This is a genomic window from Enterobacter sp. Res13-Sevr-PEC09-46 (assembly GCF_015672585.1).
GTDB lineage: Bacteria > Pseudomonadota > Gammaproteobacteria > Enterobacterales > Enterobacteriaceae > Enterobacter > Enterobacter hormaechei_C.
In genome coordinates, this window is record NZ_JADABR010000005.1 from 306,478 (window position 1) to 331,964 (window position 25,487).

Annotated in this window: 24 protein-coding genes; 9 read left to right on the plus strand and 15 right to left on the minus strand. The window is 55.5% G+C overall.

What is annotated here, in order from left to right:
• The 7 genes from ptsP to dcuC all read right to left on the minus strand — a co-directional run bounded on the left by ptsP (position 1) and on the right by dcuC (position 8,702).
• A complete protein-coding gene (gene ptsP / locus IMQ56_RS02715) occupies positions 1–2,496 on the minus strand; it encodes a phosphoenolpyruvate--protein phosphotransferase (RefSeq protein ID WP_196063736.1) in 2,496 nt (831 codons plus the stop codon).
• A gap of 22 nt (positions 2,497–2,518) precedes the next feature.
• Entirely contained in the window at positions 2,519–3,559 is a 1,041-nt protein-coding gene (gene ypdE / locus IMQ56_RS02720) for an aminopeptidase (protein ID WP_047365423.1), read from the minus strand.
• Positions 3,532–4,644, minus strand: coding sequence for an aminopeptidase (gene ypdF / locus IMQ56_RS02725; RefSeq protein WP_047365425.1), 1,113 nt, complete (start codon positions 4,642–4,644; stop codon positions 3,532–3,534). The genes ypdE and ypdF overlap by 28 nt, the downstream gene beginning before the upstream one ends.
• 11 nt (positions 4,645–4,655) lie before the next feature.
• The gene (locus IMQ56_RS02730) at positions 4,656–5,906 is read right to left on the minus strand and encodes a PTS fructose transporter subunit IIC (RefSeq protein WP_017382484.1); all 1,251 of its coding nucleotides are present in this window, start codon (positions 5,904–5,906) and stop codon (positions 4,656–4,658) included.
• 27 nt (positions 5,907–5,933) lie between these two features.
• Complete coding sequence (locus IMQ56_RS02735; protein WP_017382483.1) at positions 5,934–6,257, minus strand: fructose PTS transporter subunit IIB; 324 nt, start codon at positions 6,255–6,257, stop codon at positions 5,934–5,936.
• A 173-nt stretch (positions 6,258–6,430) separates the two neighbouring features.
• Positions 6,431–7,240 (minus strand): ribonuclease I, encoded by an 810-nt coding sequence (rna, locus tag IMQ56_RS02740; protein WP_003858741.1) that lies wholly within the window; start codon positions 7,238–7,240, stop codon positions 6,431–6,433.
• A 94-nt stretch (positions 7,241–7,334) separates the two neighbouring features.
• Positions 7,335–8,702, minus strand: coding sequence for an anaerobic C4-dicarboxylate transporter DcuC (dcuC, locus tag IMQ56_RS02745; RefSeq protein ID WP_017382481.1), 1,368 nt, complete (start codon positions 8,700–8,702; stop codon positions 7,335–7,337).
• Between the two features lie 340 nt (positions 8,703–9,042).
• Here dcuC and IMQ56_RS02750 point away from each other — a divergent pair, with 340 nt between their 5' ends.
• From IMQ56_RS02750 to cspE, 7 genes are all read left to right on the plus strand, one after another.
• Positions 9,043–9,444 carry a hypothetical protein gene (locus IMQ56_RS02750; RefSeq protein ID WP_032620077.1) on the plus strand — a complete coding sequence of 134 codons (402 nt, stop codon included), beginning with the start codon at positions 9,043–9,045 and terminating at the stop codon, positions 9,442–9,444.
• A gap of 54 nt (positions 9,445–9,498) precedes the next feature.
• The gene (locus IMQ56_RS02755; protein WP_047727366.1) at positions 9,499–9,792 is read left to right on the plus strand and encodes a copper-binding protein; all 294 of its coding nucleotides are present in this window, start codon (positions 9,499–9,501) and stop codon (positions 9,790–9,792) included.
• Positions 9,793–9,803: 11 nt separating this feature from the next.
• A complete protein-coding gene (locus IMQ56_RS02760; protein WP_015571145.1) occupies positions 9,804–11,060 on the plus strand; it encodes a TolC family protein in 1,257 nt (418 codons plus the stop codon).
• Positions 11,057–12,256: an efflux RND transporter periplasmic adaptor subunit gene (locus tag IMQ56_RS02765; protein ID WP_047727368.1), complete on the plus strand. Its 1,200-nt coding sequence runs from the start codon at positions 11,057–11,059 to the stop codon at positions 12,254–12,256. The genes IMQ56_RS02760 and IMQ56_RS02765 overlap by 4 nt, the downstream gene beginning before the upstream one ends.
• Positions 12,253–15,369 (plus strand): efflux RND transporter permease subunit, encoded by a 3,117-nt coding sequence (locus tag IMQ56_RS02770; RefSeq protein ID WP_047727370.1) that lies wholly within the window; start codon positions 12,253–12,255, stop codon positions 15,367–15,369. Before IMQ56_RS02765 ends, IMQ56_RS02770 begins: the two co-directional genes overlap by 4 nt.
• A 161-nt stretch (positions 15,370–15,530) precedes the next feature.
• Entirely contained in the window at positions 15,531–16,106 is a 576-nt protein-coding gene (gene pagP / locus IMQ56_RS02775) for a lipid IV(A) palmitoyltransferase PagP (RefSeq protein WP_017382475.1), read from the plus strand.
• 190 nt (positions 16,107–16,296) lie between these two features.
• The gene (cspE, locus tag IMQ56_RS02780) at positions 16,297–16,506 is read left to right on the plus strand and encodes a transcription antiterminator/RNA stability regulator CspE (protein ID WP_002439184.1); all 210 of its coding nucleotides are present in this window, start codon (positions 16,297–16,299) and stop codon (positions 16,504–16,506) included.
• Positions 16,507–16,725: 219 nt separating this feature from the next.
• Here the strand turns inward: cspE and crcB are convergent, their stop codons facing one another.
• Positions 16,726–17,109 (minus strand): fluoride efflux transporter CrcB, encoded by a 384-nt coding sequence (gene crcB / locus IMQ56_RS02785; RefSeq protein ID WP_017382474.1) that lies wholly within the window; start codon positions 17,107–17,109, stop codon positions 16,726–16,728.
• 67 nt (positions 17,110–17,176) lie between these two features.
• Here crcB and IMQ56_RS02790 point away from each other — a divergent pair, with 67 nt between their 5' ends.
• Positions 17,177–17,965, plus strand: coding sequence for a deaminated glutathione amidase (locus IMQ56_RS02790; protein WP_062938652.1), 789 nt, complete (start codon positions 17,177–17,179; stop codon positions 17,963–17,965).
• A gap of 125 nt (positions 17,966–18,090) precedes the next feature.
• Positions 18,091–18,294, plus strand: coding sequence for a twin-arginine translocase subunit TatE (tatE, locus tag IMQ56_RS02795; protein WP_003858723.1), 204 nt, complete (start codon positions 18,091–18,093; stop codon positions 18,292–18,294).
• 80 nt (positions 18,295–18,374) lie between these two features.
• On the opposite strand, the gene lipA is transcribed toward tatE, so the two are convergent.
• The 7 genes from lipA to mrdB all read right to left on the minus strand — a co-directional run bounded on the left by lipA (position 18,375) and on the right by mrdB (position 25,486).
• A complete protein-coding gene (gene lipA, locus IMQ56_RS02800) occupies positions 18,375–19,340 on the minus strand; it encodes a lipoyl synthase (protein ID WP_006809637.1) in 966 nt (321 codons plus the stop codon).
• Positions 19,341–19,547: 207 nt separating this feature from the next.
• Positions 19,548–20,501, minus strand: coding sequence for a YbeF family transcriptional regulator (locus IMQ56_RS02805; protein WP_049134529.1), 954 nt, complete (start codon positions 20,499–20,501; stop codon positions 19,548–19,550).
• Between the two features lie 291 nt (positions 20,502–20,792).
• Complete coding sequence (gene lipB / locus IMQ56_RS02810; RefSeq protein ID WP_017382471.1) at positions 20,793–21,434, minus strand: lipoyl(octanoyl) transferase LipB; 642 nt, start codon at positions 21,432–21,434, stop codon at positions 20,793–20,795.
• 94 nt (positions 21,435–21,528) lie between these two features.
• Positions 21,529–21,792, minus strand: coding sequence for a DUF493 family protein YbeD (gene ybeD, locus IMQ56_RS02815; RefSeq protein ID WP_003858718.1), 264 nt, complete (start codon positions 21,790–21,792; stop codon positions 21,529–21,531).
• A gap of 107 nt (positions 21,793–21,899) precedes the next feature.
• Positions 21,900–23,111, minus strand: coding sequence for a D-alanyl-D-alanine carboxypeptidase DacA (gene dacA, locus IMQ56_RS02820; protein ID WP_003858714.1), 1,212 nt, complete (start codon positions 23,109–23,111; stop codon positions 21,900–21,902).
• 139 nt (positions 23,112–23,250) lie between these two features.
• Positions 23,251–24,357: an endolytic peptidoglycan transglycosylase RlpA gene (gene rlpA, locus IMQ56_RS02825; protein WP_047727988.1), complete on the minus strand. Its 1,107-nt coding sequence runs from the start codon at positions 24,355–24,357 to the stop codon at positions 23,251–23,253.
• A gap of 16 nt (positions 24,358–24,373) precedes the next feature.
• Complete coding sequence (gene mrdB / locus IMQ56_RS02830) at positions 24,374–25,486, minus strand: peptidoglycan glycosyltransferase MrdB (protein WP_015571139.1); 1,113 nt, start codon at positions 25,484–25,486, stop codon at positions 24,374–24,376.
• Position 25,487: the final 1 nt, after the last annotated feature.

Here is a 25,487-nt window from a genome sequence, read left to right on the forward strand (position 1 = left end):
TCAGAACGTGATTTCAGCGTTCAGCAGATCCAGGATACTTTGCGGCGTCGTTGCTGCAAACAGCGACTCGCGAAACGTTTTATTGACCAGCTTCCGCGCCAGCTGGGAAAAGACCTTCACGTGATTAATCCCTTCCTGAGCGCCGAGCGTCAGCATGATCACCAGCTCGACGTCGCCCAAATCCGACTCCCAGTCAATCGCCTTGTCCAGGCGTGCAATGCTGATGCTGGAGTGGCGTATCCATTGCGATTTGGTGTGAGGGATCGCCACGCCAAACCCGACGGCGGTGGTGACAATCTCTTCGCGCTGCCAGAGATCTTCTTCAAGTTCGAGCGGGTTTTCGGTCCTGCCATGAATCGCAAGATTTCCGCATAAGAACTGAAGCACCTGCTCTTTTGAGGTCAGCGGCTCATTGACCACGATAGTCTCCAGCGCCAGCAAGGGACGCGGCGGCGCTTCCGGTGTGAAATCCGCCAGCAGGGCTTCAATTTCCTCTGCGCTGCGGCTGTCGCAGACCTTATCTGCCAGCGCCCGGCAGGCCGCCATGTCCAGCTGACGCAGCTGGGTTTTTACCGCAGGGATGCGCGGCCCGCTCATGCTGAACTCATCTAAGCCCAGACCAAGCAGAAGAGGGAGGTAGCGCTGCTCTCCGCCAAGTTCCCCGCAAATGCCGACCCATTTCCCGTGACGATGCGCTGCGGCGACAATCTGGCGAACCATGCGTAAAAAAGACGGTGTGATGGGGTTATACAGCCCCGAAACGCGCGGGTTGTTGCGATCGACAGCGTAGAGATACTGAGTCATATCGTTCGAGCCGATACTGAAGAAATCCACCTCTTCGCAGAAGTGATCGATGATAAAGCAGACTGAAGGCACTTCAACCATGATCCCCAGCGGCAGGTGTGCGGTGTGACGTAACCCCTGTGAGGCCAGGGCGTCACGAACGTTTTGCAGCTCCTGTTTGATCCATAAAATCTGATCGAGACTGTGCACCATCGGGATCATCAACAGCGCATTGCCGCTGGCGCCTGCGCGTAAGATCGCGCGCAGTTGGGTGCGGAAGAGATCGGCAAATTCGGGATAAATACGAACGGCACGATAGCCGAGGAACGGGTTTTCTTCCTGGGGAATGTTCAGGTAAGAGAGCTGCTTATCGCCGCCGATGTCCATTGTGCGAAAGATGACCGGCTTGCCCTGCGCGGAGAGCAGCACCTGCTGATAGGCTTCGAATTGCTCCTGCTCGTCCGGCGCGGAGTCTCTGTCCATATACAGCATTTCAGTGCGAAACAGCCCGATACCCTGCGCGCCGCAGGTAAACGCCCCGGGCGCTTCCAGCGCGCTGCCGATGTTAGCGGCAATCTCTACCGGTACGTTGTCGCGGGTGAGTGCTGGAAGACCCGCATCTTTGATCTGCTGCTGGTGGCGTCGGTCGGCAAGGCGCTGCGCCACGCTATAGTAATCATTCACCGCGTCGTTGGGTTCAACGACCAGCACGCTACAGATGCCGTCCAGAATGACCTCTTTTCCCATCAACGGCGCCAGCGAGGCGACCGTTAAACCACTCAGCACAGGCACGGAGGCCGCGCGTGCCAGTATCAGCGTATGCGACGTCCGGCCTGTTTTTTCAAGCACCATTCCTTTCAGATACTGCGTGTCGAGGCTGAGAAACTGGCTGGGCGTCAGATCTTCCGCCACCAGAATAGTGGGAGCGCTGAGGGTTAATGCGGAGGTTTGCTGCAACTCCGGCCAGGTAATGTTAAGAAGCTGCTCGCTGATGTCTCGAATATCGCTGACGCGTTCACGCAGGTAGTCGCTGGCGGAGAGCGACAGCTTGTCGCAGATCAGCTCCATATTACGAATGATCGCCTCCGCAAGGCTTAGCCGCTCCTCGGCGATCAGTCGGCGTATGGTGCCGCCAAACTCCTCATCCTGGATCAGCGAAAGATGCGCGCTGAGAATGGTTTTACTCTCGCCGTCCAGCCCGCGCAGACGGTGGTTGAGCTGTTCAGCCAGCGTCGCCAGGCTGTGTTCCAGGCGGGTAATATCTTCCGGCGAGGCGGGGATCTGACAATAACGTTTGAGGTTATCGCTCTGCCAGCCTCGCAGAGTGCCAGCCCCGATGCCACTGGCGAGCGTAATGCCGTGCTGAAGGTGGGGAGCAAGCCTTACAAGCGAACGGGGTAGGGGATGCGCAACGTGCGGCGCGTCGCCGGAGGGAATACTGTCGCTGTCGATAAACGCGCCGGTGAGATACGCCTCCAGCACGCGTCGGGCCTGCTCCTCGTCGCTGCCGTTAATTTCCAGCACGCAGCTGTCATTAAACAGCGTACCGGTACTGATCAGCGCCAGCGAGCTTTTGGCATCCGCGTGAGTGTTAAGCCGTCTGTTGATAAAACGGATGTCGCTGCGCCATGCGCTGCACTGCTCTTTTAACGCCCAGGCCGGACGCGCATGCAGGCCGTTGGGCAGTGGGCAGAAAAATTCAATTGAAAGCATACTTCCTCCTGGCCGCGTGAGATCAGCATCTGAAGTCCGTCAGATGATCCACGGTCTCACGGTTCATGCATGCCACAAGCGCGACAAGCAGTTGTTGGGTGTGATGAATGTCTTTTTCGTCGGCAATGGATGCCGCGCAGTGCCCGTGTCGGGTCGGGGGACCAAGCACAAGAGTCGGCACGCCAGTGCCGGAGAGATGGATCGCCCCGCCGTCCGTTCCGCCGTTGCTGAACATGTCTTTTTGCAGCGGGATCCCTTGCGAGCGCGCGATCGTCTCAGCCAGCGCAGTCAGTTTGGCTGGGGCGATGAGCGTTTTGTCGTACAGCACCAGCATCGGGCCCGCACCGATCTGGCGATGGTTGGCGCTGCCATAATCGAAATTTTTTGACCAGCAGGCGGTATCCAGCACCAGCGCGATATCAGGATGAATGGCGCGCGTGGCGGTCTGGCCGCCGCGCAGGCCGACCTCTTCACTTGAGCTGGCCACCAGCCAAAGCTCGCAGTCGAGCGGCGTCTGGTGCAGCTCACGCAGCAGCGCGATCAGCAGGTAACAGCCGAGACGATCGTCGAAGGCTTTACCCATCACCCGATTGTGGGGAAGGGTCTGAAAGGGTGTATCGAACGCCACGCGGTCGCCTGCGTCGATACCGGCGGCGAACACCTCCTCCGCCGACGTCGCGCCAATGTCGACACGTAAATTGTCAACGTTTTCTCCTTTCAGATCCCCATCCAGCAGTCCCGGTATTTTTTCCCCGTTACGCGTGGTGATGCGCACCGGCTGAAGGGTACGGGCCATCATGCGCACGTTGCCGATGGGCAGGACATCAATGGCCCCTTCGCGCGAGACGCTACGCACCATAAAACCGACTTCATCCATATGGGCGCAGACCATCACCTTCGGGCCCCGGCTTTGGTTGACGCGGATAAGCACGGAACCCAGCCCATCAAACTGAACCTCTTTATGGTATTTTTGCGCCTCACTGAGCAGGATGTCGCGCACCTCTTGCTCTGAGGCCGCAATGGCGTCTGCTTCGCTCAGGGCGCGCAGTAAATCTCTGTCCACTCTTGTTCTCCCGTCAGCAATAGCCGTTTGTCGAGGGTATAAAGCACCTCGGCGCCCGTTTCCGTCACCAGCACCACATCTTCAATTCGTACCCCGCCCTGGTGTTCAAGGTAGATCCCCGGCTCAACGGTCAGCACCATGCCGGGCTGCAACGGGGTGCGGTCGGTAGGGGAAAAACGTGGATTTTCATGGACATCAATACCAATGGCATGGCCGGTGTTATGCCCGAACTGCGGGCCGTAACCTGCACGTTCAATCACGGAACGTGCGGCGCTATCGATCTGATGACAGGAAACGCCGGGGCGGATGGCATCAATGGCCGCCTGTTGTGCCGCCAGAACGATCTGGTACACCGCATAGAGAGGGTGCTCCTCCGGCGGCGTGTTTTGCCCGGCGACAAGAAAGGTCCTTGTCATATCCGAGCAATACCCCTGGTGTTGGGCGCCGAAATCAAGGGTGATCATCTCGCCAGGCATAATCACTTTGTCAGAGGCTTTGCCGTGGGGCAGCGCACCGCGCGGCCCGCTGGCGACAATGGTGTCGAAAGAGGGCTTGTCCGCACCCTCCTGCTTCATAAACCACTCCAGCTCGGCAGCGACTTCACGCTCGCGCATACCGGGCTGAATGAAACGCCGGATGTGTCGTGCGGCGCGGTCGGCAATGCCGCATGCTGCACGGATACGGTCGATTTCGTCAGCGCTTTTTATCTGCCGCAGCGCGTCGAGCGAGGTGCTGCAAAGGGTAGTATTCAGCGTATCGCGCCACAGCACGCCTGTTTGCCAGCTCACGTATTCACCCTCAAAGCCAAGACGGGCGAGATTGTCCTTCGCAATAATCTGGTTCACCGCCTGCGCAAACGGGTTCTCCGTGTTAAGCAGGTGCATCTCATAGCCCGCCGCTCGTGAAGCGATATCGCTGTAGTAACGGAAATCCACCAGGATATGTGCCGCGGTTTGTGTCACCAGCACATATCCCGAACCGGTTGAAATGCCCAGGTGCGGCTGTTTATTCTGGCGCGAAGAGATGAGCACGCCGTCCAGTTTTTCCGCAGCCAGCCAGGCATGAAGCCTTCTCAGTAATTCCATGGTTCACCCCGTTACAGCGTGTCGATAGCGAGTTTTCCGCGCTTGTGCAAACTGTTACGAATAATCACGACCAACAGCGCGGTGATCGCCGCCCCGACCACAATACTGAGCATGTACGCCCCCAGATTGGTGACCAGCGGCCACGCCCAGATCGCCGATTCAGGGAACCACTGCACGGCACCGAGCGCGGTGGCGGTCATCGCACCCGCGATCGCACCCGCCATATACGCCGGCAGCGTCGCAAGCGGATTTTCCAGCAGGAACGGGATGGCCCCTTCACTGATGCCCATAAAGGCGAGGAACATGGCCGTTTTGCCTTGCGGATAAAGCTGCGGACTAAACAGCCGTTTGCCGGTCAGACGATGGTCAATCAGCGTGGCCAGCCCCAGACCAATGGGCGGAATAACAATCGCCACGGCGCGGGAGGTGATGGGCAGGACATGATCGGTTGTCAGCCCTAGGCCAACAAATCCCGCCGCTTTGTTAATGGGGCCGCCAAGATCAATCGCCGTGGCCGCCGCCATCCCGATGGCGTACATCATGGAGCCCGCCTGACCCGCCGCCAGCAGTACGGTCCGCATACCTGCATTCAGCCAGCCGCCAATCGGCGTGATGATGTAATACATCGCCAGCATCACAAACAGCGCCGAGAGGATTGGGATCAGAAAGGTGCTTTTAAAGGCCAGCAGGTACTGCGGTACGTTAATACGGCTATTCAGCCATTTGACCAGATAGCCTGCGGCTATGGCGATAATCAGCGCGCCAATAAACGTGGAGGGCACGGGTTTGGTGGCAAGCCAGGTCAGTTTTTCCGCATCAAAGTTCAGCACCAGCGTCGGCTGCGTGGCGACAAGGCCACCGATAAACCCGGCCGGGAAGGCCAGCTTTCCGCCGATAGAGTTGGCGACAAAGGCGGCAAACATCGGGATGGCGAAGCTGAACAGCAGCCCGCCGAACGATTCGGTCAGATAGCCAAATTTCAATACCGAGAGATTGAAACCGGTGAATTTGCCAGAGTTAAGCGCGTCGAGAATACCGGTGTCAGGCGGGATCTCCAGCCAGACGTAGGCGATGAGCTGTGAAATGGCGAGGATAACCCCGCCCATGATAAGCGTTGGCACCATGCGGGATATCCCCGACATAATGTGCTGTGGAAGCTCTTTCCAGAAAGACGCACCGGCGGCAACCGGTGCGGATTTGATGGCAAGTGTGTCACCCTCGTGACTGTCCGGGCGAACCGCGCTGCGTTTTTTAATAGCCATGACGAAAACCCCTGGGTGTGAGGATTATTATTGTTCTGCTGCAATCATCTCTTCGATCTCTTTCAGGGTGCCTGCCGCGTTTTTAATAGCGTCCTGAAGCGTAATCTCATACACGTCGCGCGTTTCGAAGCGCTCATTGTCTTCCGGGGTGATCGCGATGGCGTGGATAATAATGTCAGCGTCGGCAATATCCTGTGGGGTCAGGCGATTCTGGATCCCGTCCGCGCCCTGGGTTTCAATTTTTACCTCATAACCGGCTTCCGTCGCCGCGTCTTCCAGCGCCTGGGCTGCCATGAAGGTATGTGCCAGGCCCATCGGGCAGGCGCACAGTGCAATCAGTTTTTTAGCCATGTGAAATTCCTCCTGTAGATAACGCCATGATTATGGCGGGGAGGTTTCAGTGATGTTTACCGGATTAATAATGCTTTAGCTGGAAAAATGATGCGTGTGAGCGGAAGTGTGAGGTTAATCGTCATATCACGGAAATCAATGAAAAACCGGGCAAAAAGGTGCCCGGCGCAGTATCAGTAACCGGCTTTATCAATGACAAACTGTTTGCCGCAGTTGCCCGGATGCGGCTGTGGCGCAAAGGAGCCGGCAGAGAGCGGGTTGTTGATGGTGCTGGCGTTCAGCGAGATCTGCATCTCGGTCAGATAAGCCGGATTGCCGTGGCAGGTAAGCTTGAACGCTTTTACGCTCTGTTTCCCCCAGCTTTTGGCCACGGCGGCATCGAAGTCGCTGCGGCGGACGGTTTTGCCATAGTTTTCTGCCAGAAATTTTCCTGCCGCGCTGTGCTTCACTTCCTGGTTCATGCGCACCATGGTGCCGAAGTAAGCGTCGGGATCAAAACCAAAGCAGACGCCGTGTTTCGCGTATTCATAACGTTCAAGGCAGGAGTTGCCGCCCGCGCCGGGCATCACGCTGTTCAGCTTCGCCGCGCCGGTTAGCGATAGTCCGGTCTCTGCGGCGTCACATTTGCGGCTGGCTTTTGCTTCCGGCATATTTGGAACCGGACGAGTGGCACAGCCGAAGCGCATCCAGCGGCGTTCATCCACTCCGCGAGCGGCAATAGATTTCGGCAGCGCGGGCCATAAGCCGTGGACGGTCAGAAAATCGGTTTTGTTGCTGCTCTCTTTTTGCAGGCGACACTCTTCCGGTTCGTCACGGTTACGTTCGACCATGCTCTGGCAAAATCCGGTTTGCCAGGAAAGGGCCAGAACGTAGCGATCGAAATCGCCGTACTGGGTTGGCTTAAGCGGATCTGCCTGAATTGAGAAGACACAGAGTGCAAGCGCTACTGCGCCAGACGGGATAACGATATCCTTCCTGAACATTTGCTTTCCTGATTGGTTGGGCGCGATTAATTTCTGGGGGTTATTAAAGCACAAAAAGCGCCCACAGGCGCTTTTTGGAAATCAGGAATTTCGCTTAGGCAGCGCCGGGAACCAGCACTTCGGTGGCGATAATAACGATAATCAGGCCAACCAGCACTGGCACTGACGTGCGTTTTACCACTTCAAACGGAGAGATTTTCGCCATCCCCGCAACCGCAACCACCACGCCCGATACCGGAGAAATGGTACGACCCAGGTTGGAAGCCTGAAGCATTGGAATGGACAGGTAAGCCGGGTTGATGCCGGAGGAGTGCGCCAGCTTAGGGATCATCTCAACAAAGGCGTAGAACGGCGCGTTACCGGAGCCGGTTGTCATCGCCGCCAGCATGGTCAGCACCACCAGCACCAGCATCAGGATAATGCTGGCCGAGCCGAACGAGGTGGCGATAGAGATCAGGCTCTGAATAAAGCCGATGGTGCTCAACCCCTGGGCAAACACCCCCGCGGCAACCAGCAGCATCACCACGCCCGCGAAGGCATCCGCCATACCGCGGAAGGCAACTTCCAGACCCGTGAACACTTTCTGGGTGTTAAAACCACGAACGAATTCCAGGATGGCCGCCAGCAGCATACAGATCACCAGGATAGTGATGATGTGCAGCTGCGGGCCCCATTTGCCGTCGAAAATAAGCACGCCAATAATCGGCGTGAAGGGCAGGATGGAATAAAACGCCGGGGCGGTAGTGGTGATTTCGCTGACGTCCATCATTTCGTGGCTGACGTTCTCTTTCTTATCGAGATAGCGCTGCCAGAAGAAATGCGCCACGCCCATGCCGAGAATAGCGGTGATGGAGATCGGTAGTGTGGTTTTGAAGGCGAAGTCAATCAACGACATTTCCGCGGCTTTTGCGGCCAGCACTACGTCACCGGAAGTCGGGGAGAGAATAATCGCCGCCGGAGAGGCGCAAATAGCCGCCGCTGCGCCACGGCTGATCCCGACGTTAACCATTACCGGGAACAACGTTGCCATTAACAGCACACCAAGACCCGTTGCTGAGGAAACGGCTAATGACATCAGACAGGCCAGGAAATAGGCCGCGACCATCAGCAGATAGGGGGAATTAATATATTGCAGCGGCTTAGAAGCCAGCTTTACCACCATATCATTCGCGCCGATATGGGTCATATAGGCAGCAAATCCGCAGAGCATCATGATCATCATGCCCAGATCGCCGCCGCGGCTCATCAGCAGAATTTTTATATATTCCACAATATCGGTAGCGGTATATCCGGTGCTGGCTTCGCTGGCGGGTAAAACCTGATGACCCATTAGCGCGCTAATGATCAGCAGCGTCAGGCCGCCGACAAATAGCACGCCGGTGGCTGAGTAACCTTTAATGATGTAGCGTGCTACACCAACAATGACCACGACTCCAATGAGGAGTTCGAGAAAAGTAAGCATGATTTCCCCTGTATCCTTGCTGCCCGAGAGACAAATAATCAATAAAAAAGAAGCTGAAATGTGCCGAATAAATGTCCAGTCCTTGCTGATTAAAATCAAGAAAGAGACTACTAAAGGCACTGATGACGATATTTTTGCTAACCCTGCGTCATTTATATTAAGACGTTATTGACCTGATGAATAGATATTATATGTCATTAAATTGATGGTGAAGTGTTAAGGTTTTGAGTATTACTTGCCGAGAATCGATTTAAAACGTAAATCTCTTTAAAACCACTTCTCTTTCATTCTTTTGCCTGCTTATACTCGGTTCACTTTTACCCTATCCGACGATCTGAATATGCACGCCAGCTGGACATATCGCCTGCGCTTTATAAAAAAACATCTGCTGATGTTTTTGCTGGCGTTTGGCTGGCTGTTGATCCAGAGTCAGGTGGCCGTCGCCTCCCATCAATGTTCAATGGATTTGCGCGGTGAGGTGGCCACTATCCAGCATATGGAGATGATGGCGCAACCGGGGCCGCATTATGCTGCCGGTGCTTCACCGCTGTGTGAAAAGCATTGTGTGCCGGATCAGGTACAAAAAGATCCTGCCCAGCCGCATCTGGTGGCGCTGCCTGCCGCCATGACCCTGACCTTAACGACCCCAGAGTGCTCGTCTGCAAGCCATTCTGCGTGGTCCGTTACCCCCCCTGCTGTGGGGCCGCCGGCAACGATCCGCTACTGCCGGTTTCGGGAGTAAAAACCTGTTAATTCGTTGATTTTATTTACTTAACGTTTAACAGGAGTTTTTTTCATGCGTACTATATTCCTTTCCGCGCTGGTTGGCGCGTCCGTCTCTTTCGCTTCTTATACCGTTCAGGCAAACCAGACCTGGCAGGGCCACGGCGTGGTTCAGTCGATCTCTGACAGCGCCGTCATGCTCCGGCACGAGGCCATACCGGAACTAAAATGGCCAGCAATGACCATGCCGTTTACTTTATCTGCCGGCGCCACGCTGAGTGACGCCAAACCAGGGGATGAAGTGACCTTCACGCTTGAGTGTGCGGGTGACGGTTTCCAGATTATCTCGCTGACGCCAGCACGCTAAGCGAGGTCACCATGAAACAACACACACTGAGCCTGTGGCTCGGTGGGGTGTTGTTCGGCCTGTTAACCTCCGCCGCGCAGGCGGAGCCGTGGACGCTCGAACACACCCTCACCGAAGCCCAGCGCTACTCAGCAGAACTCTCCGCCAGCCGTAACGAAGCGCAGGCGCTGGATGCGATGGCGGATTCCGCCAGGCAATTACCTGACCCAAAACTGAAATTCGGCATCGAAAACGTGCCGGTACAGGGCAGCAACGATCGGCGGCTGACGCGCGAAGGGATGACCATGCAGAAGGTTGGCATCATGCAAAGCTACGTCAGCTCAGAGAAGCGGGAACGTAAAGCGCAGACCTTTCAGGCGCAGGCGCGAAGCGTGCTGGCAAAATCCGAAGCCGTCCGCGCCGCGCTTCAGCGTGATACCGCCCAGGCCTGGCTGGATCTGGCGCTGGCCCAGCAGGCGCTGAACACGGCCAGAACGCTGGTCCGTGAAACCGAACGCCAGCGGGGCGTGCAGAAGGCGAGCGTCGGGGCGGGAAGCGCCACGCCGGACAGCGTACTGGCCCTGCAAATGATCCTCAGCGCCATGCGCGACAAAGAGACGCTGGCGCAGCGGGATGTGCAGCTGGCGCAAAGCCGTCTGCTGGAGCTTACGGGGCACGCGATTACGGCGGTTCGCGGTCCGTTGCCGCGCTATCAGCGTCTTCCTGCCGATGAAAAAACGTTGCAGGAGGGGATCGTCAGGCACCCGGAAGTGGAGGCCGCACGACGTGAAGCCGAGACCGCGAAAGCGCGTTCAGCGCAATCTGCCGTGGCGGCGATACCCGATGTGGATGTGGAGGTCTATTACGCCCACCGCGCCGAAGGCTACGACGATATGGCTGGCGTGATGTTCAGCGTGGATCTGCCTCTGTTCCAGTCAAAACGTCAGGACAAGGATTACGCCGCCGATGTTTCCCGCTCAATGCAGGCGGTGGATCAACTCACGCTGCTCAAACGCGAACACATTGCCCAGGTGCAAACGCTGGTGGCGCAGTATCAGGCTGCGCAAACGGTGTGGCAGCGTCAGCGGGACGAGGTACTGCCGTTGCAACGTCAACGGCTGGCGGTGCTGACGGCGCAATATCGCTCTGGACAGTCGGCGCTTCCGGCCCTGCTGGAGGCGCGTCGTGGCGTACTGGATACGGAACTGGCGGTGAACCAGGCGGAGCGCGAAATGGCGCGAACCTGGGCTGCCGTGAACTGGCTGATCCCGCAGGAGCTGGCGCAATGAAAAAAACAACGTTAATGGCGATTGCCATCGCGATAGCTGCCGCTGGCGGCTATTTTGTCGGAAAGAAGCAGACGCATCAGCCGGCTGCGGCTGCACAACCCTCTGAACGTAAGCTGCTTTACTGGTACGACCCTATGGTGCCCGGTCAGCGCTTCGATAAGCCGGGTAAATCCCCCTTTATGGATATGGATCTGGTCCCGCGCTACGCCGATGAAGCACAGGCGGCGTCAGGCGTGGTCATCAGCACTCAACAGCAGCAAAACCTGGGGATGAAAACCGCCAACGTTGAGATGCGCCAGCTGGTTTCGCCGTTCTCGGCCTTTGCCACGGTTGCAACGGATGAACGTAACGTCTCGGTGGTGTCAGCCCCGGCCAATGGCGTGGTGTCAAAATTGTTTGTTAATGCGCCACAGCAGCAGGTGAAAGCCGGAGAGGCGCTGGCGCAACTGTGGATCCCGCAATGGACCACCGCCCAGCAGGAGTACCTCGCGGTTCGTCAGCTTGGCGATGCCGCATTGACCCGCGCCGCACGCGAGCGGCTGGCGTTGCAGTTTATGCCGGAAGAGGTCATTCGTTTGCTGGAGCGTAGCGGTAAACCGCAGACCACGCTCACCCTGCGCGCTGACCGGGCGGGCTATGTGGTGAAGCTGGACGTGCGGGAAGGGGCGCAAATCACCGCAACGGCGCCGCTGTTTGAGATCGCCAGCCTCGATCCTGTCTGGCTGGTGGTCGACTACCCGCAAACGCAGGCGCAGTCTCTGGCAGTGGGCAGCAACGTGGTAGCAACGTCAGAAAGCTGGCCGGGGGAGCAATTCCACGGCACGGTCAGCGAATTGCTGCCGCAGATGGAGGCGACCACGCGAACCCTGAAAGCCCGTATCGTGCTGGAAAATACCGCACATAAGCTGAAGCCAGGCATGTACCTCTCCGTCAGGCGTGCGGAAGAGATGAAAGGCCCGCCGGTGCTGGCGGTGCCGGAAGAGGCGGTGATTAACAGCGGAGAGTCTGCGCGTCTGCTGCTGGCCAGCGGGGACGGTTATTTCCAGCCTGTGACGGTGACAACCGGCCTGACGGCGCAGGGCTGGACGGCGATCCTGTCCGGGGTCAAAGAGGGCGATAAGGTGGTGACGTCCGGGCAATTCCTCATTGATTCCGAAGCCAGCCTGCGTAGCGTGATGCCGGAGGTGACGCCATGATTGCCGCTGTGATTCGCGCCTCGTTGCGTAACCGCCTGCTGGTGATCCTGGCCGCGCTGATGATGGCCGGCTGGGGCTGGTGGGCGGTGCAGCGCGCGCCGCTGGACGCGTTGCCCGATCTGTCTGATGTGCAGGTCATTATCAAAGCGAGTTACCCCGGAAAAGCGCCGCAGGTGATTGAAGATCAGGTGACCTGGCCCCTGACAACGTCCATGTTGTCTGTGCCGGGAGCTAAAACCGTGCGTGGTTTTTCAATGTTTGGTGACGCTTATGTGTATGTGCTGTTTGAGGATGGCACCGATCTCTACTGGGCGCGATCCCGGGTGCTGGAATATTTAAGCCAGGTACAGGCGCAGTTTCCGCCGGGCGTTAAGGTGTCGCTGGGGCCGGATGCGACGGGCGTGGGCTGGATCTACGAATATGCGCTGATCGACCGTAGTGGAAAACACAGCCTGGCAGATCTGCGGGCCCTTCAGGACTGGACGCTTAAGTTCGAGCTTAAGGCGGTACCGAATGTATCTGAAGTGGCAAGTATTGGCGGAATGGTGCGTCAGTATCAGATCGTGGCGGACCCGGCGAAAATGCGCGCGCTGAATATTACCCATAGCCAGCTATCCGGCGCGGTGCAGGCCGCCAATAAAGAGAGCGGCGGCGCCCTGCTGGAGATGGGCGAAGCGGAGTATATGGTGCGGACAACGGGCTATGTGCGCTCGCTGGAAGATTTTCGCAATGTGGTGATCGCCACCCGCAATGGCGTGCCTGTCCTGCTGAAAGATGTCGCCACCATTGGTATTGGCCCGGAGATCCGCCGGGGCGTGGCGGAGCTTAACGGTGAAGGGGAGGTCGCTGGCGGCGTGATCGTGATGCGCTACGGGCAGAATGCGCTGGAAACGCTTCGTGCGGTAAAAGCGAAACTGAGCGAGCTGCAAAAAACGCTGCCGCAGGGCGTCGAGATTGTTCCGGTCTACGATCGCTCCACGCTGATTGAGGACTCGGTCAAAACGCTGACGCACAAGCTGCTCGAAGAGTTTGCCGTGGTGGTACTGGTGTGCGCGCTGTTCCTGTTCCACCTGCGCTCCGCGCTGGTAGCAATGGTCTCTCTGCCGCTGGGGATCCTCGGGGCTTTTGTGGTGATGCACTATCAGGGCATTAACGCGAATATGATGTCGCTCGGCGGGATCGCCATTGCCATCGGGGCGATGGTGGATGCGGCAATTGTGATGATTGAAAATATGCACAAGGTGCTGGAGCAGTGGCGGCATGATAATCCGGGCAAGGAGCCCGCGACGGGAGAGTACTGGCGTCTGGCGGAAAAGGCGGCGGTTGAAGTGGGACCAGCGCTGTTTTGCAGCCTGTTAATCATCACGCTGTCATTTATACCGGTTTTTTCGCTGGAAGCGCAGGAGGGACGAATGTTCTCGCCGCTGGCGTTCACCAAAACCTGGTCGATGGCCGTGGCCGCCGGGCTTGGGATCACCCTGGTGCCGGTGCTAATGGGCTTTTTCATTCGCGGGAAAATCCCGGATGAGAAGGCAAACCCGATCAACCGCCTCCTGATCCGCCTGTATGAGCCGCTGCTGGACAAGGTGCTGACCTTCCCGAAAACGACCCTGGCGCTGGCATGTCTGCTGCTGATCGCCACGCTCTGGCCGCTGAGCCGCCTGGGAAGCGAATTTATGCCGCCGCTGGATGAAGGGGATTTACTCTATATGCCCTCCACGCTGCCGGGGATCTCTGCTCGCGAGGCATCGCGGCTGCTTCAGCAGACGGACCGCTTGATCAAAAGCGTACCGGAGGTCGCGAGCGTGTTTGGCAAAGCCGGTCGCGCGGAGTCGGCAACCGATCCCGCGCCATTAACCATGCTGGAAACAACCATTCACTTTAAGCCCCGCGAGCAGTGGCGGCCAGGAATGACGCCGCAAAAGCTGGTGGAGGAGCTTGATAAAACCGTGTCGCTGCCGGGTATTGCCAATGTGTGGGTGCCGCCTGTCCGTAACCGCCTGGACATGCTGGCAACCGGGATCAAAAGCCCTGTCGGCATTAAGGTGAACGGCAATAATATTGCCGACATTGAGCGCGTGGCCCGGCAGATTGAGCAGGTGGTGAAGGACGTTCCTGGCGTCTCCTCTGCGCTGGCGGAGCGTCTGGAAGGCGGGCGCTACGTGGATATTCGTATCGATCGGCAAAAAGCCGCGCGCTACGGCGTTTCCGTCGATGAACTGCAAAGCCTGGTCTCCACGCTGGTCGGGGGCGATAACATTGGTGAGGTGATCCAGGGACGCGAGCGGTATCCCATCAACCTGCGTTATCCCCGCGATTTGCGTGATAACGTCGACACGTTGCGGGTGTTGCCGGTAGTGACCGCCAGCGGTAGCCAGGTGGCGCTGGGGGAATTGGCCGATATCGTCGTGACGGAAGGCCCACCGATGCTCAAAAGTGAAAACGCGCGCCTTTCCAGCTGGATCTACGTGGACTTGCGCGGGCGCGATCTGAAGTCCGCCGTGGATGAAATGCAAAAACGGGTGGAGGAGAAGGTGGTATTGCCGCAGGGCGTGTCTCTCTCCTGGTCCGGGCAGTTTGAATATCTGGAACGGGCGACCGCGACGCTCAAAATAGTTTTACCTGTCACGCTGATGATTATATTCGTCCTTTTATGGTTAACCTTCAGGCGGATATCAAATGTCCTGATAATAATGGGGACATTGCCGTTCGCGCTTATTGGGGGCGTGTGGTTACTGTGGCTGCTTGAATATAATTTGTCAGTGGCGGGGGCCGTTGGCTTTATCGCCCTTTCCGGAGTGGCGGCAGAATTCGGCGTAATTATGGTTCTTTATTTGAATCATGCGCTCGATAAATATCACAGGCTGGAGCCAGAAGGGGGAAATACGGTGCTGATGCGGGCGATCCACGAAGGTGCCGTGCTGCGCGTGCGTCCGAAGGTGATGACGGTCGCCACTATTATGGCAGGACTGCTGCCCATTATGTGGGGGAGTGGGAGTGGTTCGGAGGTGATGCAACGTATTGCCGCGCCGATGATTGGTGGCATGGTAACGGCACCGTTATTATCGATGTTAGTTATTCCCGCACTCTACAAATTGTTACATCAACGTTAAATATGTCAACTGCATGTGCTTATTCAGGCATGCAGTTTATGTATCCTCAGATTATTCCCAGGAACGGGATGGTAATTAGGAATAACACCCATGCTGTTAAGCGTTCATTCAAGTATTCTGTGTTAAGGTCTGCACCGAATACTAAATATGGTAATGGCATTGTGATTGTACGAATTAAATTCCCCCTGATTTTGTTGTTTATTATTGGGCAGTTATCGTTTGCGTCTGCGGTTAATGCAGACAGCAATACAGCGGATAAAGGCTGGTTCACCACCTTCACGGATAACGTTGCGCAAACATGGAATGAACCTGAGCATTACGATCTCTATATTCCGGCCATTACGTGGCATGCACGTTTTGCCTACGATAAAGAAAAAACTGACCGTTATAACGAGCGTCCGTGGGGGGCCGGCTTCGGTCAGTCTCGCTGGGATGAAAAAGGTAACTGGCATGGCCTGTACCTGATGGCGTTTAAGGACTCCTACAATAAATGGGAGCCTATTGGTGGCTACGGCTGGGAAAAAACCTGGCGTCCGTTATCAGACGACAACTTCCGTCTGGGGCTGGGCTATACGGCAGGGTTCACGGCGCGTGATAACTGGAAATACATTCCTGTTCCGGTACTGCTGCCGCTTGCCTCCATCGGCTATGGTCCGGCAACGTTTCAGATGACCTACATACCGGGTACCTATAACAACGGTAACGTTTACTTTGCCTGGATGCGGTTTCAGTTTTAACTGAATTTTTCTGCTAAATCGGCCAAAAAACGCACAGACATTGAAATGTAAAGGATAAAAATCGAACAGCGAAAATTAACGCGACTTTTGTCACTTTTTATCAAAGATCCGCTGGACAAAACGCCTCACAATTGTTGTACTGATACCCGACACAGCATTTGTGTCGTTTTTTAATGTAAAGGTAATTTTGATGTCTAAGATTAAAGGTAACGTTAAGTGGTTTAATGAGTCCAAAGGATTCGGTTTCATTACTCCTGAAGATGGCAGCAAAGACGTGTTCGTACACTTCTCTGCAATCCAGTCTAATGGTTTCAAAACTCTGGCTGAAGGTCAGCGCGTAGAGTTCGAAATCACTAACGGTGCCAAAGGCCCTTCTGCTGCTAACGTAATTGCTCTGTAATTCAGACGCGTCAGCAAGAATTTCAAAACCCGCTCAATGAGCGGGTTTTTTTCGTTCTGAATCAACCAATAAGATAGATCTTCAGGAAGCTGGCCACAATCGCGACGCTTAGCAATACCATACCCACGCCTGACAGAGTTTCTTTCATGCTATCACCCTCGTTCAATATTGAGCCAAGAGTGACAGAGAAAAATTAAGCCAACATTAAGGTTGCCGCGCTTAATGTCCGCTGGCGGAGGAAAATAACCAGAATGCGATCGCAGTCATCGCAAACGAGCCAAGCATGTTAACGGCAATGTTGGTCAGCGCCCAGCCCATCCGGCCTTCCTGAAACAGAAAGACCACCTCCGCAGAGAAGGTAGAAAACGTTGTTAAACCGCCGCAGAAACCAGTTGTAATCAGAACCTTCCACATAGGGTCGATGTTGGTCATGCGATTAAACCAGGCCAGCCCCATCCCAATAATAAACGCCCCGATCAGATTTGCCGCCAGTGTCCCCATCGGAATGGCCTGATGCAGGGGGTTAAACCGCATGCTTAAGAGCCACCGCGCAACGCTACCCGTGCCTCCACCAATAAAAACGGCTATAAGTAGTTGTAACACTGTCAATACCTGCTATTTGCTGTGTAAGTGCGTCGAGTGTAACGCTGTTTTTAACCGGGAGACAATTATGTATGTTGCAGTAGGGCAGTTCGCGGTGACGCCGGACTGGAATGAAAACGCGGAAAAATGCGTCTCCCTGATGCATCAGGCGAAGCAAAAAGGGGCGTCGTTGCTGGTACTTCCCGAGGCGTTACTGGCCCGTGATGATGGCGATCCAGACCTGTCGGTAAAGTCTGCGCAAACGCTGGAAGGGGCGTTTCTGAAACGACTGCTGGCCGAAAGCGTTGGCAACACGCTCACCACCATCTTGACGGTCCATGTTCCGTCCTCGCCGGGGCGCGCGGTAAACACGCTGGTGGCGATACGTGAGGGTGCCATCGTCGCGAGTTACGCCAAACTTCATCTGTATGATGCGTTCAGCGTTCAGGAGTCGCGCCTGGTCGATCCGGGGAGTGTCATTCCGCCGTTGATTGAGGTGGCGGGTTTTAAGGTTGGCCTGATGACCTGCTACGATATCCGTTTTCCCGAGCTGGCGCTAAACCTGGCATTGCAGGGGGCCGAGGTGCTGGTTCTGCCCGCCGCGTGGGTCAAAGGACCGCTTAAGGAGCATCACTGGGCGACGCTGCTGGCAGCACGCGCGCTGGATACCACCTGTTACGTAGTAGCCGCGGGTGAATGTGGTAACAAAAATATCGGGCAGAGCAGGGTTGTCGATCCGCTGGGGGTGACGGTTGCGGCGGCGGCAGAGACGCCTGCTTTATTGCTGACGGAGATAATTTCAGCCCGAATAGCGCTTGCGCGTCAGCAATTACCTGTTCTGCGCAACCGCAGGTTTGCGCCACCGCAATTAATGTGATGTTTTTTTCAACAATGCTTGATTCACCTTGTTACAGATTGCTATTGTGTGCACGCGCCAAATGACCGTTAATACGTTCAGGTTTTTTGGCGGAATGCAGCCTGTTTCATGTAAAGAAGGTATTTATGGGTGAGATTAGTATTACCAAACTGCTGGTGGTTGCCGCACTGGTCGTCCTGCTGTTCGGTACCAAGAAGTTACGCACGCTGGGTGGAGACCTGGGTGCTGCCATTAAGGGCTTTAAGAAAGCAATGAACGATGACGACGCGGCAGCAAAGAAAAGCGCCGAAGATGACATCACTGCGCAGAAGCTTTCACACAAAGAGTAATGGCAATGCTGCAAGGCTTGCATAAAAAAACCGGCTCACGAGGCCGGTTTTTTGTTTTACTGTAAATAAATTTTACAGCTTTATTTCACTTCTTCGCCCTTCGCCTGCATATCGGCGTGATAAGAGGAGCGAACAAACGGACCGCACGCGGCATGGGTAAAGCCCATCGCCATCGCTTCGGCTTTCATTTCATCGAACTCATCCGGGCTCACGTAACGCTGTACAGGCAGGTGGTGACGGCTTGGCTGGAGGTACTGGCCCAGCGTCAGCATGGTGACGCCGTGGCGGCGCAGATCGCGCATCACTTCAATGATCTCAGCGTTGGTTTCACCCAGGCCGACCATCAAGCCAGACTTGGTTGGAATATGCGGATGGGCTTCTTTAAAGCGTTCCAGCAGCTTCAGCGACCAGTTGTAGTCTGCACCGGGACGTACCTGACGGTAGATGCGCGGTACGTTCTCCAGGTTGTGGTTGAACACGTCTGGTGGCGTCGCGGTCAGGATATCAAGCGCGCGATCCATACGGCCACGGAAGTCCGGCACCAGCGTCTCAATCTTAATGTTCGGGCTTTTTTCGCGGATGGCGGTAATACAGTCAGCAAAATGCTGAGCACCGCCATCGCGCAGATCGTCACGGTCAACGGAGGTGATAACAACATAACGCAGCGCCATATCGGCAATCGTCTGCGCCAGTTTTTGCGGTTCGTTTGCGTCAGGCGCAACAGGACGGCCATGGGCAACGTCACAGAACGGACAGCGGCGGGTGCAGATGGCACCCAGAATCATAAATGTCGCGGTACCGTGATTGAAACATTCAGCAAGGTTAGGGCAGGAGGCCTCTTCACAGACAGAGTGAAGGCCATTTTTGCGCATCGCCGCTTTGATCCCCTGGATACGCGAAGAGTCGGCCGGAAGTTTGATTTTCATCCATTCCGGTTTTCTTAACAGCGCCTCGCGCTCTGTAGCCACGTTTTTAACCGGGATAAGGGCCATTTTATCGGCATCGCGGTATTTAACACCGCGTTCCATCACAATGGGTTTACTCATAGCGTGCGTGTTCCAGTTGCGAATATCGAAGGAAAGCGTTTCAATTCAAGGGAATGTTGTAATTATCAACTATTTTTGAACGAACGACAGGCAGTATATCATTTAAAGGGGCGATAAAGCAGCCTGCCAGGTCGCCAATTTGTAAAATAGTTGTTGTTTTGTGCCTTTTGCCCCGCTTGCGGCAGGGGCTTGTGCTGAAAGGCGGGATCAGAATGTCTGGCGGATCACGTTAATGACGTTTTCCAGCACCGGATCGCGCAGGCTTAGCTTGTTGTAATGCAGTGAGATTTCAACAGATTCCGTCGTAAGTTGACTCAATGGAATGCTCTCCAGCGGCCAGCACTTTTGAAGCAGAGTGAAGAGACGCACAGGCATAATACAGAGCAAATCGCTGCTGCCAATCAGGGCCGCGAGGGTAAACATATTGTAACTGCTGAAGCTGATCAGACGGTCCGGGAACAGTTCGTCAATACGCTGGCGCAGCGGATCCGGACCCTGCCCCTCGGACATAAAGGTTGCATGTTCGTAATGACGCAAATTTTCAGGCGTCAAAGCTGCGCCCAAAGCAGGATGATTCTGACGACAAACGAGCGCCAGAGAGTCGGTATAGAGAACGTTATGCCCTAATGCCCTGGCCGCGAAGCTGTTGCTATCGATGATCAGGTCCGTCTGGAATTGTGCCAGCTGAGTTTCCGGATCGTTAACGGGCACGTTGCGGATCAGCAGCTGTGGCGCATGCTGTTTAACAGCCTGGTAAATAGCGGGCATGACCAGAACGCCCACAGAGGGAGAGGTGCCTATGGTGATGGTTCGTTGCTTATCGTAACTGCCGGTGAGATCCAGCGCGCCCAGAATCGATTCCAGACCCTGGCTGATGTACTCATGCAGATGGGTGGCGTACGCGGTGGGGGTTACGCCCTGGCCTTTACGAATAAATAAGGGATCGGGAAATATCGCGCGCAATTTTTGAATTGACTGGCTAATAGCGGAGGGCGTGAGATTAAGAATTTTCGCAGCATTAACGATACCTTTGTGGACATATACCGCCTCAAAAATAGTCAATAAATTGAGATCAATATTACGTAAAGTCCGGAAAATTTGCGGCTTATCTTCGCCGCTGGTTTCATTCAGGCGTTTGGCTGGTAAATTAGTAGGCTCCACGCTCTTACTCCGTATCCATTCACAATATGAATGATAGTTGAATTTATTTATTATGCTTGCAGAGATTCGTAAAGTGTTTCGCAAGTTTCCCTTGTTTATCGAAAACAAGCAGTTGGATGATTATCACGCACGTTACACGATACCCGGTGATGGTACTATTAAGGTTCTAATTAATATGGGACGCTAATATATGGGCGACTCGAAAATATAGAATATGCGGTTTATTGTAAAGCGTAAATGCGGCAATTAAGCAGTGGCTGGTCAAATAACCGAACCACTGCCGGAAGTGTGTTAAGCAGCAATATATTCGTAGTCAGGATTGTTAAGCAGCGCTAAAAACTTCTTCAGAAGCACGGGGCGGATATTCTCAGGGGTGGCGGTATCGACCCACTGGCGCATTTGCGTCATTTCCATACCGGCATACCCGCATGGGTTGATCCGCTGGAAAGGGGTCAGATCCATATTGATATTCAGCGCCAGCCCGTGGAACGAGCAGCCTTTACGGATACGCAGCCCCAGCGAACAGATCTTCATCTCTCCAACATAGACGCCCGGGGCATCGGCGCGAGGGTGAGCATCGATACCGTACTCAGCGAGCGTGTTCACCACGGTTTGTTCCAGTAAGGTCACGAGCTCACGCACGCCCAGCTTTCTGCGTTTCAGGTTAAGCAGGACATACATTACCTGCTGGCCCGGGCCGTGGTAGGTTACCTGTCCACCGCGATCGCTCTGGATCACCGGGATATCACCCGTCATCAATAAATGTTCGGCTTTTCCTGCCTGGCCTTGAGTAAACACCGGCAGGTGTTCAACCAGCCAGATTTCATCAGGGGTAGTGTCATCGCGCATATCGGTAAAGTCATGCATAGCCTGAGAGACTGGCTCGTAAGGCTGTAGCCCAAGATGGCGGACAAGAATTTTATCCTGGTACAAAAGGACGTCTCCGAAGACAAGGGAGAATAGGTAACGGGGAGTATATCACAGCGGGGGAGTGGGTTACCCGGCAAACCGGGTAACCGCTGAGGGACTACAGCACCATACGAACAATTTCGATATTGCCGAGCTCTTCGTACAGCGTCTCAACCTGCTCAATGTGTGTCGCAGTGATGGTGATTGAGACCGAGTGGTAGTTACCTTTGCTGCTCGGTTTGACTGATGGAGAGTAGTCGCCCGGCGCATGGCGCTGTACCACTTCAACCACCTGATCAACCAGCTCAGGTTTCGCCAGACCCATTACTTTGTAAGTAAAAGGGGTAGGGAATTCAAGCAGTTCGTTAAGTTTGGTTTTCATGTCAGCTCCGGCGTGTGTGTAAAAAATAATAACTCCCGCCACGGGGCGGGAGTTTTACTGATACGTAGTATATGGGGATCAAAATCACACTTTCAAGTGTTCAATTTTTAACCAAACCAGTGATGGAACATCAGCTTAATGTAATCAATGATTTTGCCGAAGAAATTGCCTTCAGGAATTTCCTCCAGCACCACCAGCGGGCGCTGATCGATGGTTTTGCCATCCAGCTGGAAGTTAATCGTACCCACGACCTGATTCTTTTGCAGCGGGGCGTGCAGCTCGGTGGTATTCAGCACGTAGCTGGCTTTCAGATCTTTCATACGACCGCGTGGGATCGTCAGATAGAGATCTTTGTCCACGCCCAGGGAAGCGCGATCGTTATCGCCAAACCAGACAGGTTCAGAGGCAAATTCTTTACCGGCTTTCAGCGGGTTCACGGTTTCGAAGAAGCGGAAGCCCCAGGTCAACAGCTTTTTGCTTTCCGTTTCGCGGCCTTTAAACGTACGCCCCCCCATCACGGCAGAGATCAGACGCATCTGGCCTTCAGTGGCGGAGGCCACCAGGTTATAGCCGGCTTTATCGGTGTGGCCAGTTTTGATGCCGTCGACGTTCAGGCTGTTGTCCCACAGCAGGCCGTTACGGTTGGTCTGACGAATGCCGTTGAAGGTGAACTCTTTCTCTTTGTAGATAGAGTACTCGTTTGGCACATCGCGGATCAGCGCCTGACCGATCAGCGCCATGTCACGCGCGGAACTGTACTGACCTTCGGCGTCCAGGCCGTGAACGGTCTGGAAGTGGCTGTTTTTCAGGCCCAGGGCGGAGACGTAGCTGTTCATCAGGCCCACGAACGCGTCCTGGCTGCCCGCTGCAAAATCGGCCATGGCCACGCAGGCGTCGTTACCGGACTGCAAGTTGATGCCACGGATAAGCTGAGAGACCGGAACCTGCATGCCTGGCTTCAGGAACATCAGCGATGAACCTTTGAACACCGGGTTGCCGGTTGCCCACGCATCGTTACCGATGGTCACCAGGTCGGTTTCTTTGAATTTGCCTGCTTTCATGGCCTGGCCGATAACATAGCTGGTCATCATTTTGGTCAGGCTGGCCGGATCGCGGCGGGCATCGGCGTTCTGTTCTGCCAGAACTTTGCCGGAGTTGTAATCAATCAGGATGTAGGATTCCGCGTCGATCTGCGGAACGCCAGGGATCATGGTCTTGATGTTCAGGTCGTCCGCGTGAGCTGCGGAGAACGCAGCAGCGCAAAGGGCCGTGGTCAGCGCCATGCGCTGCACAAAACGAGCAGAAAAAGTGGTCTTCATGGTCAGAACTACGACATCCGTGATGGAATTAAAAAAAGTGCCTTACTATAGCAAATGCTATACGGGCAGGCATCCGACTTTCATCATGAGAGTGTTAACGTGCTTTACACAAACTGACATTTCGGATACCACCGAATAATTATTTTGCAACAGCGATAAACGACTGGAGCTGCGCCTCGCTCTGCAAACGCTGTTGCAGGGACGCTGCCTGCGATTTGCTGGCAAATGGACCCATCTGGATACGCCATACCGCACCGTTTTGCTCAACGCGGCCTGGCACGCCAAACTGCTTGCTTAAACGCTGCTGATATTGCTCTGCACGGGTCCGATCGCTGACGGCGCCAACCTGAACCACGTAGCTGCCGCTCGCCGTCGCAGGCGCCGCCGTCTGCGTAGCAGCAGGCGCGGTCACCAGGGCGGGTTGTGTAGCGGGTGCAGCAGCGACGGGCGCAGGCGCTGGGGCAGGTTCATTTGATTCAATCACGCCCGGCGCTAACGTGGTGGGTGCGCCAAGGAAACCACTGCTTTTCACCGGGGCGCCTGTCGCGTCTTCACTTTGCAGCGTATCGTTGCTGATAGCGCGCACTTCACCCTGCGGCTGTGCGGGCTCTGCCGGCGTTGAAGCGCCCCCCATACCACCGCTCAGATCCGGGCGAGCGGGCAGGGCATAGGTCTGTTTCGCGACCGTGGTACAGGCCGTGCCCGGGCCAGACAGTGAACCATCCTGCGCCACGATAATCGGGTCGATACGCACTTTAGTATTGTTTGAGGTGTTCAGACGGTCGGCCGCCGCACGGGACAGGGAGATCACGCGATCGGTGCCGTAAGGACCGCGATCGTTGATACGCACCACGATCATTCGGCCATTCGCCAGGTTAGTGATGCGTGCATAGCTCGGGACAGGCAACGTCGGGTGTGCCGCCGTGATCTGCATCGGATCGAAGGTTTCACCCGACGCGGTCAGATTGCTGCCGGGCTCAGCGTCATAGATGGCAGCAAAGCCAGCCTGGCTGAAACGGGAAGGATCCTGAACGATTTTATAGCTTTTACCGTCGCGCTGATAATCCTGATTCACGCTGGCGTTCAGCGGTTCATAAACGGGATCGGCACCGCTAATCTCAACAATCGGGCCATTACAGACCGCAGGCTGCGGCGGCGCGACGGTTGCCTGTTGCTGACCATCATCACTTGTACAGGCGGCAAGTAAACTTGCTGCGATGCAGATCCCCAGCCACTGCTTACGCATTGCGATCCCCTTATTTTTATACGCTTTTGGACAACATTTTCCTGTGGGTATGGATCGACATGACGATACCAAACCCGGCCATCAACACGATCAGTGCCGAGCCCCCGTAACTCACCAGCGGCAGCGGTACGCCAACAACCGGCAGAATACCACTCACCATACCAATATTTACGAAGACATAAACGAACAAAATCAACATTAATCCGCCTGCCATCACGCGACCAAAGGTGGTTTGCGCGCGCGCGGCAATCCACAAACCTCGCATGATCAGCAGCACGTAGAGTGCAAGCAGCACCAGGATGCCAACCAGCCCTAACTCCTCAGCCAGAACGGCAAAGATAAAGTCGGTGTGGCGTTCCGGTAAAAATTCGAGCTGCGACTGCGTACCGTGCAGCCAGCCTTTACCACGCAGGCCTCCGGAGCCAATCGCAATCTTCGACTGAATAATATGATAGCCTGCGCCCAGCGGATCGGTCTCGGGATCGAGCAGCATCATAACGCGCTGACGCTGGTAATCATGCATCAGGAAGAACCAGAGGATGGGGATAAACGCGGCAACCAGCACCACGGCGATACCAATCAGACGCCAGCTCAGGCCGGACAGGAACAGGACGAACAGGCCGGAGAGGGCGATAAGAATTGAAGTACCGAGGTCCGGCTGTGCGGCCACGAGCAGCGTCGGCAGGAAAATCAGCACCAGCGCAATGGCGGTATTTTTCAACGACGGCGGGCAGACGTCGCGGTTAATAAAGCGCGCCACCATCAGCGGGACGGCGATTTTGGCGATTTCCGACGGCTGGAAGCGGACAATCCCCAGATCCAGCCAGCGTTGAGCCCCTTTCGAGATGGCGCCGAAAGCATCTACTGCCACCAACAAAATGATACAGAAAATATAGAGATAGGGCGCCCAGCCCTCGTACACGCGCGGCGGTATTTGCGCCATCACCACCATAATGACCAGACCCATGGCGATCTGGCCGATTTTACGCTCCATCATGCCGATATCCTGGCCGCTGGCGCTCCAGATAACGAGGGCGCTATAGACCAGCAGAGCCAGCAGGATCAGCAGCATGGCAGGGTCGATGTGGATCTTGTCCCACAGCGATTTTTTATTCGGATTATCTGTCATG

Excerpts from the sequence above, each read along its gene's own strand:
- ptsP (WP_196063736.1), bottom strand. The coding sequence starts at position 2,496 with ATGCTTTCAATTGAATTTTTCTGCCCACTGCCCAACGGCCTGCATGCG.
- ypdF (WP_047365425.1), bottom strand. The coding sequence starts at position 4,644 with ATGGAATTACTGAGAAGGCTTCATGCCTGGCTGGCTGCGGAAAAACTG.
- IMQ56_RS02730 (WP_017382484.1), bottom strand. The coding sequence starts at position 5,906 with ATGGCTATTAAAAAACGCAGCGCGGTTCGCCCGGACAGTCACGAGGGT.
- IMQ56_RS02735 (WP_017382483.1), bottom strand. The coding sequence starts at position 6,257 with ATGGCTAAAAAACTGATTGCACTGTGCGCCTGCCCGATGGGCCTGGCA.
- rna (WP_003858741.1), bottom strand. The coding sequence starts at position 7,240 with ATGTTCAGGAAGGATATCGTTATCCCGTCTGGCGCAGTAGCGCTTGCA.
- dcuC (WP_017382481.1), bottom strand. The coding sequence starts at position 8,702 with ATGCTTACTTTTCTCGAACTCCTCATTGGAGTCGTGGTCATTGTTGGT.
- IMQ56_RS02750 (WP_032620077.1), top strand. The coding sequence starts at position 9,043 with ATGCACGCCAGCTGGACATATCGCCTGCGCTTTATAAAAAAACATCTG.
- IMQ56_RS02755 (WP_047727366.1), top strand. The coding sequence starts at position 9,499 with ATGCGTACTATATTCCTTTCCGCGCTGGTTGGCGCGTCCGTCTCTTTC.
- IMQ56_RS02760 (WP_015571145.1), top strand. The coding sequence starts at position 9,804 with ATGAAACAACACACACTGAGCCTGTGGCTCGGTGGGGTGTTGTTCGGC.
- IMQ56_RS02765 (WP_047727368.1), top strand. The coding sequence starts at position 11,057 with ATGAAAAAAACAACGTTAATGGCGATTGCCATCGCGATAGCTGCCGCT.
- IMQ56_RS02770 (WP_047727370.1), top strand. The coding sequence starts at position 12,253 with ATGATTGCCGCTGTGATTCGCGCCTCGTTGCGTAACCGCCTGCTGGTG.
- cspE (WP_002439184.1), top strand. The coding sequence starts at position 16,297 with ATGTCTAAGATTAAAGGTAACGTTAAGTGGTTTAATGAGTCCAAAGGA.
- IMQ56_RS02790 (WP_062938652.1), top strand. The coding sequence starts at position 17,177 with ATGTATGTTGCAGTAGGGCAGTTCGCGGTGACGCCGGACTGGAATGAA.
- tatE (WP_003858723.1), top strand. The coding sequence starts at position 18,091 with ATGGGTGAGATTAGTATTACCAAACTGCTGGTGGTTGCCGCACTGGTC.
- lipA (WP_006809637.1), bottom strand. The coding sequence starts at position 19,340 with ATGAGTAAACCCATTGTGATGGAACGCGGTGTTAAATACCGCGATGCC.
- ybeD (WP_003858718.1), bottom strand. The coding sequence starts at position 21,792 with ATGAAAACCAAACTTAACGAACTGCTTGAATTCCCTACCCCTTTTACT.
- dacA (WP_003858714.1), bottom strand. The coding sequence starts at position 23,111 with ATGAAGACCACTTTTTCTGCTCGTTTTGTGCAGCGCATGGCGCTGACC.
- rlpA (WP_047727988.1), bottom strand. The coding sequence starts at position 24,357 with ATGCGTAAGCAGTGGCTGGGGATCTGCATCGCAGCAAGTTTACTTGCC.
- mrdB (WP_015571139.1), bottom strand. The coding sequence starts at position 25,486 with ATGACAGATAATCCGAATAAAAAATCGCTGTGGGACAAGATCCACATC.